Source organism: Phaeobacter sp. PT47_59 (assembly GCF_028890025.1).
In the GTDB taxonomy this organism is placed as follows: domain Bacteria; phylum Pseudomonadota; class Alphaproteobacteria; order Rhodobacterales; family Rhodobacteraceae; genus Phycobacter.
Genome location: NZ_JARCJL010000021.1, coordinates 47,102 through 62,249, shown reverse-complemented (window position 1 = coordinate 62,249; position 15,148 = coordinate 47,102). Strand labels below are relative to the sequence as shown.

12 protein-coding genes are annotated in these 15,148 nt (G+C 61.7%); 7 read left to right on the top strand and 5 right to left on the bottom strand.

Features of this window, described 5'->3' with window-relative positions:
- The first annotated feature begins 77 nt into the window (after positions 1-77).
- The 4 genes from PXK01_RS16820 to PXK01_RS16805 all read left to right on the top strand — a co-directional run bounded on the left by PXK01_RS16820 (position 78) and on the right by PXK01_RS16805 (position 6,161).
- Positions 78-2,579 (top strand): penicillin-binding protein 1A, encoded by a 2,502-nt coding sequence (locus tag PXK01_RS16820; RefSeq protein ID WP_274860992.1) that lies wholly within the window; start codon positions 78-80, stop codon positions 2,577-2,579.
- A 121-nt stretch (positions 2,580-2,700) separates the two neighbouring features.
- Positions 2,701-3,825 carry a peptide chain release factor 2 gene (gene prfB / locus PXK01_RS16815; RefSeq protein ID WP_274860991.1) on the top strand — a complete coding sequence of 375 codons (1,125 nt, stop codon included), beginning with the start codon at positions 2,701-2,703 and terminating at the stop codon, positions 3,823-3,825.
- A gap of 105 nt (positions 3,826-3,930) precedes the next feature.
- Entirely contained in the window at positions 3,931-5,346 is a 1,416-nt protein-coding gene (locus PXK01_RS16810; RefSeq protein WP_274860990.1) for an amidase, read from the top strand.
- Between the two features lie 47 nt (positions 5,347-5,393).
- On the top strand, positions 5,394-6,161 hold the full coding sequence (locus tag PXK01_RS16805; RefSeq protein WP_274860988.1) for a DUF2189 domain-containing protein: 768 nt from the start codon (positions 5,394-5,396) through the stop codon (positions 6,159-6,161).
- An 18-nt stretch (positions 6,162-6,179) separates the two neighbouring features.
- Here PXK01_RS16805 and PXK01_RS16800 read toward each other — a convergent pair whose 3' ends face one another.
- Entirely contained in the window at positions 6,180-6,938 is a 759-nt protein-coding gene (locus tag PXK01_RS16800; RefSeq protein WP_274860999.1) for a helix-turn-helix domain-containing protein, read from the bottom strand.
- Positions 6,939-7,214: 276 nt separating this feature from the next.
- Here PXK01_RS16800 and PXK01_RS16795 point away from each other — a divergent pair, with 276 nt between their 5' ends.
- The gene (locus PXK01_RS16795; protein ID WP_274860987.1) at positions 7,215-7,562 is read left to right on the top strand and encodes a hypothetical protein; all 348 of its coding nucleotides are present in this window, start codon (positions 7,215-7,217) and stop codon (positions 7,560-7,562) included.
- Positions 7,563-7,755: 193 nt separating this feature from the next.
- On the opposite strand, the gene ilvN is transcribed toward PXK01_RS16795, so the two are convergent.
- The 4 genes from ilvN to PXK01_RS16775 all read right to left on the bottom strand — a co-directional run bounded on the left by ilvN (position 7,756) and on the right by PXK01_RS16775 (position 12,681).
- The gene (gene ilvN / locus PXK01_RS16790) at positions 7,756-8,316 is read right to left on the bottom strand and encodes an acetolactate synthase small subunit (protein ID WP_274849237.1); all 561 of its coding nucleotides are present in this window, start codon (positions 8,314-8,316) and stop codon (positions 7,756-7,758) included.
- A gap of 75 nt (positions 8,317-8,391) precedes the next feature.
- A complete protein-coding gene (locus tag PXK01_RS16785; protein WP_274849238.1) occupies positions 8,392-10,143 on the bottom strand; it encodes an acetolactate synthase 3 large subunit in 1,752 nt (583 codons plus the stop codon).
- A 383-nt stretch (positions 10,144-10,526) separates the two neighbouring features.
- Positions 10,527-11,174 carry a response regulator transcription factor gene (locus PXK01_RS16780; protein ID WP_274849254.1) on the bottom strand — a complete coding sequence of 216 codons (648 nt, stop codon included), beginning with the start codon at positions 11,172-11,174 and terminating at the stop codon, positions 10,527-10,529.
- A 79-nt stretch (positions 11,175-11,253) separates the two neighbouring features.
- Entirely contained in the window at positions 11,254-12,681 is a 1,428-nt protein-coding gene (locus PXK01_RS16775) for a cache domain-containing protein (protein ID WP_274849240.1), read from the bottom strand.
- Positions 12,682-12,963: 282 nt separating this feature from the next.
- Between PXK01_RS16775 and PXK01_RS16770 the strand changes: the two genes are divergently transcribed.
- Together PXK01_RS16770 and PXK01_RS16765 are read left to right on the top strand one after the other, a co-directional pair.
- The gene (locus tag PXK01_RS16770) at positions 12,964-14,046 is read left to right on the top strand and encodes a TRAP transporter substrate-binding protein (protein WP_274849241.1); all 1,083 of its coding nucleotides are present in this window, start codon (positions 12,964-12,966) and stop codon (positions 14,044-14,046) included.
- Between the two features lie 140 nt (positions 14,047-14,186).
- The gene (locus PXK01_RS16765) at positions 14,187-15,134 is read left to right on the top strand and encodes a TRAP transporter small permease subunit (RefSeq protein ID WP_274860986.1); all 948 of its coding nucleotides are present in this window, start codon (positions 14,187-14,189) and stop codon (positions 15,132-15,134) included.
- The last annotated feature ends 14 nt before the right edge of the window (positions 15,135-15,148 follow it).

Genomic DNA, 15,148 nt, shown 5'->3' with positions numbered 1-15,148 from the left:
TGGTTTTCCGCTTCCCGTTTTGACCCCGAAGCCAAGGCTGCCTATATAGGCGGAACCCCGCGAAAGAGGCCCTATCCGTGCTCAGGTTCATTCTATCCTTCTTTGGCTCCATCTTCAGCACCATCACCCTGGGTATTGCCATGGTGGCGCTGACGATTGGCGGAGTGTTCTGGATCTACGGCCAGGACCTGCCAAGCCATGAATCTCTGGCGCAGTACCAGCCGCCGACCATCAGCCGGATCTATTCGGGCGAGGGGCAGCTGATCGACGAATTCGCCCAGGAGCGCCGCCTGTTCACGCCATCGGATGAAATCCCGGTGCTGGTGAAACAGGCGTTTATCTCTGCCGAGGACAAGAATTTCTATTCCCACAAGGGATATGATGCCCGTGGTATCGCCGCCGCCGCCTATGAGGCGGTGCGCTCGCGCGGCTCCAACGTGCGCGGCGCCTCCACCATCACCCAGCAGGTAATGAAGAACTTCCTTCTGTCCGGGGACCGCAAGGCCGCGCGCAAGATCAAGGAGATCATTCTCGCGACCCGCCTGGAGGAGACGCTCTCAAAGGACAAGATCCTGGAGCTGTACCTGAACGAAATCTTCCTCGGCCAGAACTCCTATGGGGTGACGGCGGCGGCGCAGACCTATTTCAACAAGACCCTGGGCGAACTGGCCCCGCATGAGGCGGCCACATTGGCCTCCATGCCCAAGGCACCGTCGGATTATCACCCGGTGCGGCGCAAGGACCGCCTGCTGGCACGGCGTAACTATGTGCTGCGGGAGATGTTCGAGAACGGCTATATCTCGGAGGATGTCTACAAGCTGGAAGAGGCGCAGCCGCTGCGCTCGGTGCAGAACGGTGATTTCGAGAGTTTCCGCACCGCTCTGCCGCCGCGCGATTACTTCACCGATGAAATCCGCCGTCAGTTGAGCCAGGACTTTGGCGAGGGCGAGTTCTTTACCGGCGGTTTCACCGTGCGCGCCACCATCGACGAAGAGATGCAGACCGAAGCGGCCCTCGCCATGCGGCTGGGGCTGGAGAAATACGACCGTTCGCGCGGGATCTGGCAGGGCACAGGGGTGACCCTGTCCGAAGAGGATCTGGCCTCTGAGGCGGCCTGGCGTGCGGCCCTGGAGACTGCCGAGGTGCCCCGCGATATCGACCTTGGCGGCAAATGGCTGCCTGCCGTGGTGCTGGAGATCGCCGATCAGTCGCTGACCGTCGGGGTCGAGGGGGTTGCCGATCTGGGCCGCGTGCCGCGCGCCGACATCAAATGGATGAAGGGCAGCTTCAAGGACAACCTGACCCGCGGCGATGTGGTTCTGGTGCGCGCCGAGATGAAGGATGACGCCTTCAGCCACTGGTCTTTGCGCCAGGTGCCCGAGGTACAGGGCGGGTTTGTCGCCATGGATGTGAACACCGGCCGGGTTCTGGCCATGCAGGGGGGCTTCTCCTACCAGCATTCTGTGTTCAACCGCGCCACCCAGGCACAACGTCAGCCGGGGTCTAGTTTCAAGCCCTTCGTCTATGCCGCGGCGCTGGACAGCGGCTATAGTCCGGCAACCATCGTCGTGGACGCCCCGATCGAGATCGACACGCCGCAGGGGCTGTGGCGGCCCAAGAACTCCACCAACAAGTTCTACGGGCCCACCCCCCTGCGCACCGGCATCGAGATGAGCCGGAACCTGATGACCATCCGCCTGGCACAGGAAGTGGGGATGCCGGTGGTGGCGGGCTATGCGGAACGGTTCGGCGTCTATGACAATATGGGCACCTTCCTGGCAAACTCCCTGGGTGCCGAGGAGACCACGCTCTACAAGATGGTCGCGGCCTATGCGATGTTCGCCAATGGCGGCCAGCGAGTTCAGCCGACCCTGGTGGACCGGGTTCAGGACCGCTTTGGCAAGACGATCTACCGCCACGATGACCGCGATTGCGTGGATTGTTCTGTGGCCAACCTGCCCGAGGGGCGCAGCCCCCGCATCGTGGCCGATCGCGATCAGGTGATGGATCCGATCACCGCCTATCAGCTGACCTCGATGATGAAGGGTGTGGTGGATCGCGGCACCGCTTCCAGTGTGATCAAGCTGCCGGTTCCTGCGGCGGGCAAGACAGGCACCACCAATGATTCCCGCGATGTCTGGTTCGTGGGCTTCACCTCCAATATCGTCGCCGGCTGCTACATGGGCTTTGACCAGCCCCGCCCGATGGGGCGCGGTGCCTATGGCGGCACCATGTGCGGGCCTGTGTTCCAGCAGTTCATGACGAAGGCGGTCGAGAAATTCGGCGGCGGGCCCTTCACCGTGCCCGAGGGCGGTCATTTCATCAAGATCGACCGCTACACCGGCGCGCCGCTGCCCAATGATGCCTCAGGTGCGCATGTGGTGGCCGAGTATTTCCGCGATGGCGCCGAGCCGATCTTCGGCATGACCTTCGACGGCGGCTTTGCCATGGGATCGAACCTGCCTTTGCTGGAAGAGGTGCAGCAATCCGGGCGGCAGGTGACCACCTCCAGCGGTGGGACTGCGGTTCTTGGGCCCAAGGCCAGTTTCGGCACCATCAGTTCCGGTGGTCTTTACTGACAACAGGACCAAGACCAGAGAGGGCAGCCTCAGCCAGCAGGGGCGGCCCTGCAAGCCCTTGTTCTGCCTTTGGCAGTGAGCTATCACCCAGCTCTGAACGTGATGACAGGATGATCCCAAGATGCGCGCTGAAACCCAGAATATCGTGACTGAGATCGAGAAGTCCCTGGAGCTTCTCGCGCAGCGGCTGAATTGGGAAACCGCCGAGTTCCGCCTGGAGGAATTCAATGCCCGCGTGGAGGATCCGACCCTCTGGGATGATCCCGAAGCGGCGCAGAAGCTGATGCGCGAACGGCAGATGCTGGTTGATGCGATCAATACCTACAAGGGTATCAAGCAGGATCTGGCCGACAATATCGAGCTGATCGAACTTGGCGAGATGGAAGAGGATGCCGAGGTCGTCGCCGACGCCGAAGAGGCGCTGAAGGCGCTGAAGGTCACCGCCGCCGAGAAGGAGCTGGAAGCGCTTCTGGATGGCGAGGCGGACGGCAACGATACCTTCCTTGAGATCAACGCAGGTGCGGGCGGCACCGAAAGCTGCGACTGGGCGTCGATGCTGGCGCGCATGTATGTGCGCTGGGCGGAAAAGAAGGGCTACAAGGTCGAACTGCAGTCTGAAAGCGCGGGCGAAGAGGCAGGCATCAAATCCGCCTCCTACAAGATCTCCGGTCCCAATGCCTATGGCTGGCTGAAATCCGAAAGCGGCGTGCACCGGCTGGTGCGGATCTCGCCCTATGACTCGGCAGCGAAACGCCACACCTCGTTCAGTTCGGTCTGGGTCTACCCGGTGGTGGACGACAATATCGATATCGAGGTGAACCCGGCGGATATCCGTATCGATACCTATCGCTCCTCGGGCGCGGGCGGTCAGCACGTCAACACCACCGACTCGGCGGTGCGAATCACCCACCATCCCACCGGTATCGTGGTGACCAGCTCGGAGAAGTCCCAGCACCAGAACCGCGACATTGCCATGAAAGCGCTGAAATCGCGCCTCTACCAGCTGGAGCTGGACCGCCGCAACGCGGCCATCAACGAGGCGCATGAGAACAAGGGCGACGCGGGCTGGGGCAACCAGATCCGCTCCTACGTCCTGCAGCCCTATCAGATGGTGAAGGATCTGCGCACCGGCCATGAGACCTCTGACACCAAGGGCGTGTTGGACGGGGATCTCGATGGCTTCATGGCGGCGACCCTGGCCATGGATGTCTCCGGCAAGAGCCGCGCGGACGCGCAAGCCGAGTAATGCGGCCGCGCTTGCGGGCGACATGAGGCCGGGGCAAGTCTCGGCTTTCTTTTGCAAAACTCTGCCGCTAGGCTCTGTTCTAACCAGGAACGGAGCCTTGCCGCCATGCCCCAAGACAGCCTTCAATACTGTTCGGCCAGCGATCTTCTGGCGCAATTGCGCGAGGGCAGCCTGACGGCCGAAGCGCTGATGGAGCGCACCCTGGCGCGGATCGCGGCGGTGAACCCGGATCTCAATGCCATCGTGGCGCTCAGGCCCGCCGAAGAGCTGATGGAGGAGGCCCGCAAGGCCGATGCCATGCGCGCGGCCCATGTGCCGCTGGGCCCGCTCCATGGCCTGCCGATGGCGGTAAAGGATCTGGCCAACGTCAAAGGCATCGCCTCGACCCAGGGCTCGCCGCTGATGAAGGATTTCGTCCCGACAGAGGATGAGCTGTTCGTTTCGCGCCTGCGGGCGGCGGGGGCGATCCTGATCGGCAAGACCAATACGCCGGAATTCGGGCTGGGATCGCACACCTTCAACCCGGTCTATGGCGCGACGCGCAATCCCTTTGATGGGGGGCGCACCTGTGGCGGCTCCTCTGGCGGAGCGGCCGTTGCCTTGGCCGCCGATATGGTGGCGCTGGCCGATGGCTCCGACATGATGGGATCGCTGCGCAACCCGGCGGGCTGGAACAATGTCTACGGTTTTCGCCCCACCTGGGGCTGGGTGCCCTCTGACCCCAAGGGGGATCTGTTTATGCATCCGCTATCGACCCTTGGCCCCATGGCGCGCAGCCCCGAGGATATCGGGCTGCTCCTTGACGTGATGGCCGGGCCGGATCCGCGCCAGCCATTGGCCTCGGGCGGGACGCCGGTTATGCCGCTGCCGGAACCGGACCCAATGCGGATCGGTTGGCTTGGCGATTGGGGCGGCGCTTTCCCGATGGAGGACGGCATTCTGGACACCTGCGAAGCTGCGCTGAAGACCTTCGCGGATCTCGGCCATAGCGTCGAAGCCGTGGCGCCGCCGTTTCCGGCCGAAAAGATCTGGGAGTCCTGGATCACCCTGCGGTCCTTTGCGGTGGCTGCGGGCCTGCGCGTGTTTGAAGGCCGCAAGGAGCATCTGAAGGACACCGCCATCTGGGAGCTGGAGCGCGGGTTTGCCATGACCGCGCAGCAGGTGCAGGAGGCGTCGGATCTGCGCTCGGACTGGCAGCGCGCGGCGGTGCGGCTGTTTTCCGACTATGACGCGCTGATCCTGCCCACGGCACAGTGCTGGCCCTTCCCCGTCGAGATCGACTACCCGCGCGAGATCGCAGGGGTGCAGATGGATACCTATCATCGCTGGATGCAGGTCGTGCTGCCGGTCAGCCTGTTGGGGCTGCCCTGCCTGGCCGTACCGGCAGGGTTCGGGGAGGCAGGCCTGCCCATGGGCCTGCAGATCTTTGGCGCCCAGGGACAGGACCAGACCCTTCTGGCCCTGGGGCAACAGTATCACGGGGCCACGCAGTGGCCACAGAAAGCGCCTCCGCCGGGGTGAGGAGAGACCCGGGAGGAGGAGAGACGTTTCGGGGAGGGAACGGATCCATGACAGAAAAAGCCTTTGGCGTACCGGAGCTGCAACCCATGCGCGCAGAGATCCTGCGCGATGCGCTGAAATGCGGTTGGAAGGATTTCCTGGCGCGCCCCGGCTACGGGCTGTTCTTTGCCGGCTTTTACGTCGTGGCGGGCTGGGCGATGACCTGGATCACGCTTGCGACCGGCACCACCTTCTGGATGGTCCTGGCCGCCATCGGGTTCCCGCTGATCGGTCCCTTTGCCGCCGTGGGTCTTTACGAGGTGTCGCACCGGCTCGAGCAGGGCGAGGAGATGGACGCGCGCGCCATTCTGGGCGTGGTCCTGCAGCAAAGCCGCCGTCAGCTGCCCTCGATCTGCGCCATCATTATCGTGGTCTTCCTGTTCTGGTTCTTCCTGGGGCACATGATCTTTGCCCTGTTCCTGGGGCTTTCCACCATGACCAATATCTCCAGCTCGCTGGATGTCTTCCTGACGGTTGAAGGGCTCAGCATGCTGGGGGTCGGCACCGTGGTGGGCGCGCTGTTTGCGCTGCTTCTTTACATGATCACCGTGATCGCGCTGCCCCTGCTGCTGGATCGCGAGGTGGATTTTGTCACCGCGATGATCACCAGCTTCACCTATGTGCAGCAGAATTTCGTTGCGATGATGCTCTGGGCGGCGGTGATCGCCATTCTCACCTTTGCGGCGATGTTGCCCGGTTTCCTCGGGCTGCTGCTGGTGCTGCCGCTATTGGGACATGCGACCTGGCATATCTACCGCTTGATCGCCCATCCCTAACGGCAGGTTCGCGGCCGGTCAGTTGAACCGCTCCTTGGTCCGCAACAGCCTGCGGTGATAGGGCAGCAGCTGGTCTTCGCTCACAAAGCCGGTGCCGCGTGCCGCTGAGATGGCCGGAGCCAGATCCCGCCCAAGGTATTCATAGACCATGCGGGTGACGCGTTCGTCGCCGCCTTCGCGCACGGTGCGGGCGACGTAGCCGACCCAGAAATTGTTCTCCAACGAGGCCACCCGGGCCAGGTAGTTGAAGGAGTAGGTCATCGACCGGCGCCGCGAAATCAGGAAGGCGACGCCATCCTCGTGGCAGCTGACGACACCGCGGAACTCGCGCGAGGCGGGATCTTCCGGCAGCCCCTGATGGCGCATGGCCTCCTTGGCTTCGAACCCCTTGATATAGGTTTCGCCGCTTTCCCCGCGGAAGACATGCACCAGACCGACCACGAAACTGTCGGCATTGATAAAGCTGCGGCGGGTGAACCGATAGAAGCCGGAGGCAAAAAGCTGTTCGCTGAGGTTCTGGAACCCATGGCCGAGGAAGTCTGCCAGAAACGGTCCGGTGAGGATCTTGCCTTGCTTGCCAAGTGTGTCGACAGGTTCCAGCAGAATGCGCGCATCCACGTCAAAGAAGCAGCAGATCCGATCCAGGACGTCCGGACGCGGGAAACTTTCGCCGGACATGTAGCGATTGAACTGCGTCCGATTGATGCCAAGGCGCCGCGACAGTTCCGAGATCGAGGGGTATTGCAGCGCCAGATGACGCAGGTTGGCGCCAAACATATCGCGCAATTCGGCGGGTGACCGGGATTGTCGTGTCCCGTTCCGCGTGTTTCCGGTGGCAGATGTTGCCATTGCTCGATCCTCTGACGACAGAAATGACCTGTCTTCTAAATAGCTTTTGGATGCTTGCTGCTGTTTCGCGTCAAGTGTGGTTCGATATGACGTCAGATGATCACGCTAACTGACACAAATTGCAAGAGGTCGACGCAGTATTTGCCATGTTGGCACACCGTCAATTGCCGCAAAATTGAGCGATAAACGAACGAGGCCTGCACGATGATTGGATATGTACTTTGGAGCGATGTCAGCGGAGACAAGGCAATCATCTGGTGTGAAGATCAGGGCGATCTCGTTTATTTTCATGGAAAACCTGAAGCTTCGCAGGGCGCTGTCTGCAAGGGAGACTGGATCCAGTTCGATCTGACCCAAAAGGGAAACATGCGCCTGGCGGCCAATGCGCGTGTGCTGGATGGCGAAGGCGTTCCGGATCTTGCCGAGGAGTTGATCAAGGCGGTGTCGTCGGGGGCGCGGCAGGTCGATGGTACGGGCGGTGCTGCCATGGGCAGCAATGTGATTCTCTTCCCCCTTCCGGCAAACAGGAGCAAGACGATCCGTTACGGCTGATGGGCCGCGCACTGGGGTCTATGGCGTGTTTGGCCCGGGGGGCGTCGAACCCGGAGTGACACTGAGGCAGGGGTGATACCAGGCCACAGGTGATGCGGTATAGAAAAAGGGCCGACCCGGGTGGGCGGCCCTTTTTGTGTTCTTGTCTGTTTTGCTTGCCCGCTCAGCACTGCAGGCTGCATGGGACCGGCGGTCAGCTGCCCCGCAGCAGGGCTGCAACGCCCGTGCGAGCAATCTCTGCCAGCCCAAGCGGACGCATCAGCTCGGCAAAGGCATCGATTTTTTCCGGCGCGCCGGTGATCTCGAAGATGAAGCTTTCCAGGGTGCTATCCACCACATTGGCGCGGAAGATATCTGCCAGGCGCAGCGCCTCGACCCGCTTGTCGCCGTCGCTCACCACCTTGAGGATGGCCAGTTCGCGTTCGACCGAGGGGCCTTCGACGGTCAGATCGTGGACCTCGCGCACGGAAATGATACGGCCCAGCTGCGCCTTGATCTGTTCGATCACCTGTGGCGTGCCGGTGGTGACAACGGTGATGCGGCTGAGGTGACCGGTGTGATCCACCTCGGCCACGGTCAGGCTTTCGATATTGTAGCCACGGCCCGAGAACAGGCCGATGACACGGGCCAGAACGCCCGGTTCGTTTTCAACCAGCAGCGCCAGGGTGTGGCGTTCCTGTACGTCGGAAAACGTGGGGCGCAGGTTATACGCCGAATGCTTGGAGGCGCCTTTTTTGATGTGTAGGGCAGACATGGGATTGTCCTTTTTCCTATCGGTCCGCGGCTCAGTCGTCGAACCCGTCAATTTCGTGAAAGGGGGCAGTGTGGATCAGACCAGCACCGCGCCACCTGCCTGAATGGCGCCCTGGGTCTCGGCGTCGCCCAGCAGCATTTCGTTATGGGGTTTGCCCGAGGGGATCATCGGGAAGCAGTTCTCGTGCTTCTCCACCAGGCAGTCAAAGACCACCGGACCGTCGTGGTTGATCATCTCCATGATGGCATCGTCCAGATCCTTGGGATCGGTGCAGAGGATGCCCTTGGCGCCAAAGGCCTCGGCGAGCTTCACGAAATCGGGCAGCGCTTCGGACCACGAATGACTGTAGCGTTCGCCATGCAGCAGCTCCTGCCACTGGCGTACCATGCCCAGGCGTTCGTTGTTGAGGATGAACTGTTTCACCGGCAGGCGGTATTGTGCTGCGGTGCCCAGCTCCTGCATGTTCATCAGCCATGACGCCTCGCCTGCCACGTTGATCACCAGCGCATCCGGATGTGCCATCTGCACGCCGATGGAGGCCGGGAAGCCATAGCCCATGGTGCCAAGCCCGCCCGAGGTCATCCAGCGGTTGGGATCCTCAAAGCCGAGGAACTGCGCGGCCCACATCTGGTGCTGGCCCACCTCGGTGCAGACATAGCGGTCGTGGCCCTTGGTCAGCTCTTCAAGGCGCTGCAGGGCATATTGCGGCTTGATGGTGCCTTCGGAGGGTTTGTAGGCAAGGCAGTTCACCTTGCGCCAATCGGCGATCTTGGCTTGCCATTTGGCCAACGCTTCCTTGTTGGTCTTGCGGCCGCGCGCCTTCCAGACCTTCAGAAGGTCTTCCAGCACATGGCCCACATCACCCACGATCGGGATGTCCACGCGGATCACCTTGTTGATCGAGGAGGGGTCGATATCGATGTGCGCCTTCAGGGATTTGGGGCTGAAGGCATCGATGCGGCCGGTGATCCGGTCATCGAACCGCGCGCCGATGTTGATCATCAGATCGCAGTCGTGCATCGCCATATTGGCCTCGTAAAGACCATGCATGCCCAGCATGCCCAGCCAGTTTTCGCCCGAGGCCGGATAGGCGCCCAGCCCCATCAAGGTGGAGGTCACCGGGAAGCCGGTTGCATCCACGAGTTCGCGCAGCAGCTGGCTGGCGCCGGGGCCGGAGTTGATGACGCCGCCACCAGTATAAAACACCGGGCGTTTGGCGGTTTCCATGGCGGCGACCAGCTCGGTGATCTCCTCCATGTCGCCCTTCACGGGCGGCTGGTAGTGCGAGGCGGCAGGCTTCGGCCCGCTATAGGGGCCGGTTGCAAACTGCACGTCCTTGGGGATGTCGATCAGAACCGGGCCGGGGCGGCCGGAGGTTGCCACGTGGAAGGCTTCATGCAGGGTCCCCGCGAGCTTGTCGGTGTCTTTCACCAGCCAGTTATGCTTGGTGCAGGGGCGGGTGATGCCGACGGTATCTGCCTCCTGAAAGGCGTCCGAGCCGATCATGAAGGTGGGTACCTGGCCGGTCAGAACCACCAGCGGAATGGAATCGAGCAGCGCATCCGTCAGGCCGGTCACCGCATTGGTGGCGCCGGGGCCCGAGGTCACCAGCACAACGCCGGGCTTCCCGGTCGAACGCGCATAGCCTTCGGCGGCATGTACCGCGCCTTGCTCGTGGCGGACCAGAATGTGCCGAATATCGTTCTGCAGGAAGATTTCGTCATAGATCGGAAGCACGGCGCCACCGGGGTATCCGAATACCGTGTCCACACCCTGATCCTTCAGAGCCTGGACAACCATTTTTGCGCCGGTCATTTCACGTTTCATCTGCTTTTGCTCCAGTTGGCGGCAACGTCCATTCCGCATAAAAAAAGCCCCCGATTTTCTGGTCGGAGGCGCATGGGTCAGATTATGGTCTACCGTTACCGGCCCATGCGCTTGGTTCCTACAATGACGACTAGGGAAGTCATTTGCCGTGAGGCTCCTCTTTTGCGTTGCAGCGCAGACTAGGACCGGCAGTACGGGGCGTCAACAGGCAAACCCATCAAAAATGCCCATCCGGAGACATTTTCTTGCGCCAAACCGGGGGAGTGGCGACATTTCCGTAAACATCGGGGCGGGTGGCAGGGCGGATAGCCATGCTGCAGTGCAACAGCGGCGCAGATGGCGGGCAGGGGGGCGGGCAGGCACAGGCGCTTAGGGCCAGTGGGTCAGAGCCCCACCCCAGTACCCTGAAGAACGCCATGTTGCAGGGCGTAGCGGGTCAGCCCGGCGGTGCTGGAGATCCCCAGCTTGCGCTTGATGTTCTTGCGGTGGGTTTCAACCGTGCGCACCGAGATATCCAGCGTCAGGGCGACCTCCTTGTTGGATTTGCCCTGGGCAAGTTCCAGCAGGATGGTCTGTTCGCGCCCGGTCAGTGCCTCGCGGGCCTCGTTGTCCTTGGGTTTAAGCGAGCCTTCGGCGCCGGTGCAGAGATAGCGCTCCCCGCGCATCACCGCATCGATGGCGTCCTTGATGGCTTCGGTGGGGACATCTTTCAGCACATAGCCCATGGCCCCATGGCTGAGCGCGGTCGAGATATACTCGGGGCTGTCATGCATCGACAGGATCAGGATGCGGGTGCCGGGGCTGCGTTCCAGAATGATCTCGGTGGCGCTGAGCCCGCCCAGGCGCGGCATGTTCAGATCCATCAGGATCACATCCGGTGTCAGATCGGTGATACGGGCGACGGCCTCTTCGCCGTCGGTCAGGGAGCCAACCACCTGGATGTCGTCATAGCTTTCCAGGATCGACTGAATGCCTTCGGCGACCATCGGGTGGTCATCGACGATCAGCACCCGGACCGGTTTGTCATGCATGTCTTGCAGCAAAAGCCATCCCCTAACAGCCTGTTTGTCGATCAGAGACGCCCGACGGATCGGATCCCCCGCGACACCGTTACGATACCCGTTTCGACGATGCCTCGTTGCCCGGCGGCAGCAGGTGGCTCAAAGGCAGTGTGGCCTCGATCACCGTGCCGCTTTGGGTTCCCCCTGATGACAGAATCCGCAAGCTGCCGTCAAGCTGATCGATCCGTTCCTGCATGTTGCGGAGCCCGATTCCCGGCCCCGATGACGGTTTCTTGAGGGGCAGGCCACGGCCATTGTCGCTGATCCGCATGGTGGCGCCGCGGGCATGGCCGCGCAGGTCAATGCTGACCCGGGTGGCCTCGGCATGGCGTTCGATATTGGTCAGCGCTTCCTGCGCGATGCGATAAAGGGCGATCTTGGCGTCCTGATCCAGCCGGTTGCGGAAGACCACGGTGGTGAATTCGGTTTCTATCCCGGTCCGGGTTGCAAAATCATCCGTGAGCGCCTTCAGCGCCGGGCCAAGGCCGAGATCATCCAGCACGCCGGGGCGCAGATCGCGGCTGATCCGTCGCACCTCGGCGATGGCGGTGCCAAGGTGTTCGATCCCCTTGTCCAGCGGATCGGAGGCGCCATCGTGATCGCCGCGCATCAGGCGGCGGCGGGCGTTGTCCAGCGCATAGCGCACGCCGACCAGGATCTGGCTGATCCCGTCATGGAGTTCTCGCGCGACGCGGCCGCGCTCTTCTTCCTGGGCGTCAAAGACCCGCTGGGTGAGTTCCTTCAGCTTGGCATCTGCCAGGCGGCGCTCGCGAATGTTCAGCCCCATGCCGGAGGCAAAGACAAAGAGCAGCGCCACCAGGGTAATGCCGCCGATATAGAGGAAGGTGCGCTGGACCCTGCTTTCCACCTCGGCACGGGCGGCGGCGACCGAAGCGAGGATATCGTCGATGAAGACGCCGGTGCCCACGGCCCATTGCCAGTCCTGCAGGCCGACCACATAGGTGATCATCTGCGCCTCTTTGCCGGTCGAGGGTTTTTCCCACATGAAACTGTGCCACCCGGCGCCCTGGCGGGCCTGGTCAATGAAGGTATCCACCACCGGCGTGCCCTGGCTGTCGGTCAATCCGCGCCAGTTCTGGTTGATGAAATCGGTCTGGCGCGGGCTGACCAGGTTGTTGCCGTCGTAGTCATAGACAAAGAAGAACCCGTCCTGCCCGTAGATCATCGCGCTGAGGATCTGGGTCACCTGTTCCTTGGCCTCTTCGTCGTCCGGGCTGGCCAGACCGTAGATATAGGAAAAGCCGTTGCGCGCCTGGGTCACATAGTTGCGCAACTCGGCCTTCTTGGCCTCGATCAACTGCTGTTCCAGCGCCTTGATCTCCCGCTCGGCCAGGGCCCGCGACTGATGGGCAACCAGCAGGGCGATCGCCGCCACGGCGAGCACCAGCGGTATCGCGGCCAGCAGGGACAGTTTTTGCGCGTAGTTTGGCCGAAAGAGGCGGTGAAGCAGGGGCATGAGGCTGTCCGGGCGTTGCAACGTGATGAGATGCGAATCGTTATGCAATCAAAAACCGAAAGCAAGGGCAGAGAGTGCCGGAAAACGCGCTTGCTTGCGTAACAAAAGAAGTCTCAGCCGGAATTTTGTGCAACATATGGATCTGAAAACACCAAAAAAGGTCCGGAACTACGCAGTACTAGGTATTCACAAGGCCGGTGGTCTGGCTAGGGTAGCTCCACTCGAACCGATCCGCCTGCGGCATGTCCGTGGGCAATCCATATACTTTGGGAGGAAAAAAACATGGATCGTCGTTCCTTTCTGAAAACCTCTGCGCTGGGCGGTACCGCCGCTGCAGCATCCACCCTGGCAGCCCCGGCCTATGCCCAGGGCAAGCGCACCCTGACCATGGTGACCACCTGGGGTCGTGGCCTGGCTGGCGTGTTTGACGCTGCACAGCGCGTTGCCGACAACATCACCGCAATGTCCGACGGCAACCTGACCGTCGACATCAAAGCGGCCGGCGAACTGGTTGGCGCCTTTGAAGTGTTTGACGCCGTTTCCTCGGGTCAGGCCGACATGTACCACGGTGCCGACTACTACTTCGTGGGTCAGCACCCGGGCTATGCCTTCTTCACCGCGGTTCCCTTCGGCATGACCGCGCAGGAACTGGCCAACTGGTACTACCAGGACGGCGGTATGGAGCTGCATGACGAGCTGGGTCAGATCTTCGGTCTGAAATCCTTCCTGGCGGGTAACACCGGTGCACAGGCAGGCGGCTGGTTCTCCAAAGAGATCAACAGCCCCGACGACTTCAACGGTCTGAAGTTCCGTATGCCGGGCCTGGGCGGCAAGGCTCTGGGCAAACTGGGCGCTTCCGTCCAGAACATTCCGGGCTCCGAAGTGTATCAGGCCCTGTCCTCCGGCGCCATCGACGGCACCGAGTGGATCGGTCCCTGGGCGGACGAAAAGGCCGGCTTCCAGGAAATCACCAAGACCTACTACACCGCTGGTTTCCACGAGCCGGGCGCAGGTCTGTCGGTCGCAACCAACCGTGACGTCTTCGAGAGCCTGAGCCCCGCGCATCAGAAGATCATCGAAATCGCCTCGGGTGAATGCCACCAGTGGAACCTGAGCCAGTTCCTGGCCAACAACGGTGCAGCTCTGCAGCGTCTGCAGGCCGGCGGCGTCAAGGTCATGGAATTCCCCGACAGCGTCTGGGATGCCTTCGGCCAGGCCTCCAAAGAGGTCATGGAAGAGAACATGGGCGACGACCTGTTCAAGAAGATCCACGACAGCGCAATGGCTTCCATGAAGTCCTCCTCGGCGTGGCTGAACCTGTCTTCCGGTTCCTACACCGCGCAGCGCGACCGCGTTCTGGGCTAAAGCGCCTCAATCGCATTCATCGGATCCTCCGCCACCCGTGCGGGGGATCCCTTTTCCGTTGCATCCGGGTGAAGAGCAAAACGCGGTAAGGAACGCGTGATGCCGTCTGACCCGTGGCAATCAATGATCCCGGGGGAAAAATGCAGGAAGAAACTGGCATTTCCGCTTTCGGCGCCATAGGGGGTGGTCTGCTCTGGCTAGGCCAGAACATCGCCGGCGCCTTTTACAATCTCGGCTATGCGCTCTCCAATACCAGCAGCTGGCTGGCCTGGACCGATGGGCTGAACTCCGTCGAGGACAAGCAGTCGCTGATGCGCTTTGTCTACTATGGCGGCTCGGTCGAGTTCTTCTTTGTTGTGTTCACCGCCTTCCTGGTGCTGACCGGGGTCGGTCTGTACCGACGTCAGGTCATGTGGGCCGTGGTGCGTGGTCTGGAAGGCTTTGCCAATGGCACCGGGCGTCTGTTCGCCTGGGCAGGCCTGTTGATGGTGATCCAGCAGATCATCATCGTGTTCATGCAGCGGGTTTTTGCCCGTCCGGACATGAGCTTCGGCCTTGGGATCGAATTGCAGATGGACATCTCCTGGTTCGCCGAGGAGCTGAAGCTCTATAATGCGCTCGTCGTCTGCATGTGCGTTGCCTACACATTCGTGCAGGGCGGTCACGTGCGCGTCGACCTGATCTATTCCGGCATCAGCTTCCGGGCCAAGCGCGTGGTCGACATGGTCGGATCGCTGATCTTCATGATGCCCGCCGCCGTGCTGACCTGGATGTATGGCTGGTTCTTCCTGTGGCGCCACCTGATCGTCCCGAAACCCTCGGCGTCGGACGCGCTGGATCGCCTGGTGATGAAAGCCCGTGCCCTGCGCTGGAACGTGGAAACCATCGGCTTCAGCCCCAACGGGTTCAACGGGTACTTCCTGTTCAAGATCCTGCTGGTCACCTTTGCCGGCATCGTCTTCCTGCATGCCATTGCCTTCTTCTACCGCTCCCTGCTGGAGTTCATCGAAGGCCCGGCAAGTGAAAACAAATACCTCGACAAGGATAGCCTTGGAGAGGGTGAAGAAGCCTATGAAGGCGCGCATTAACCTAAGGGACAGCT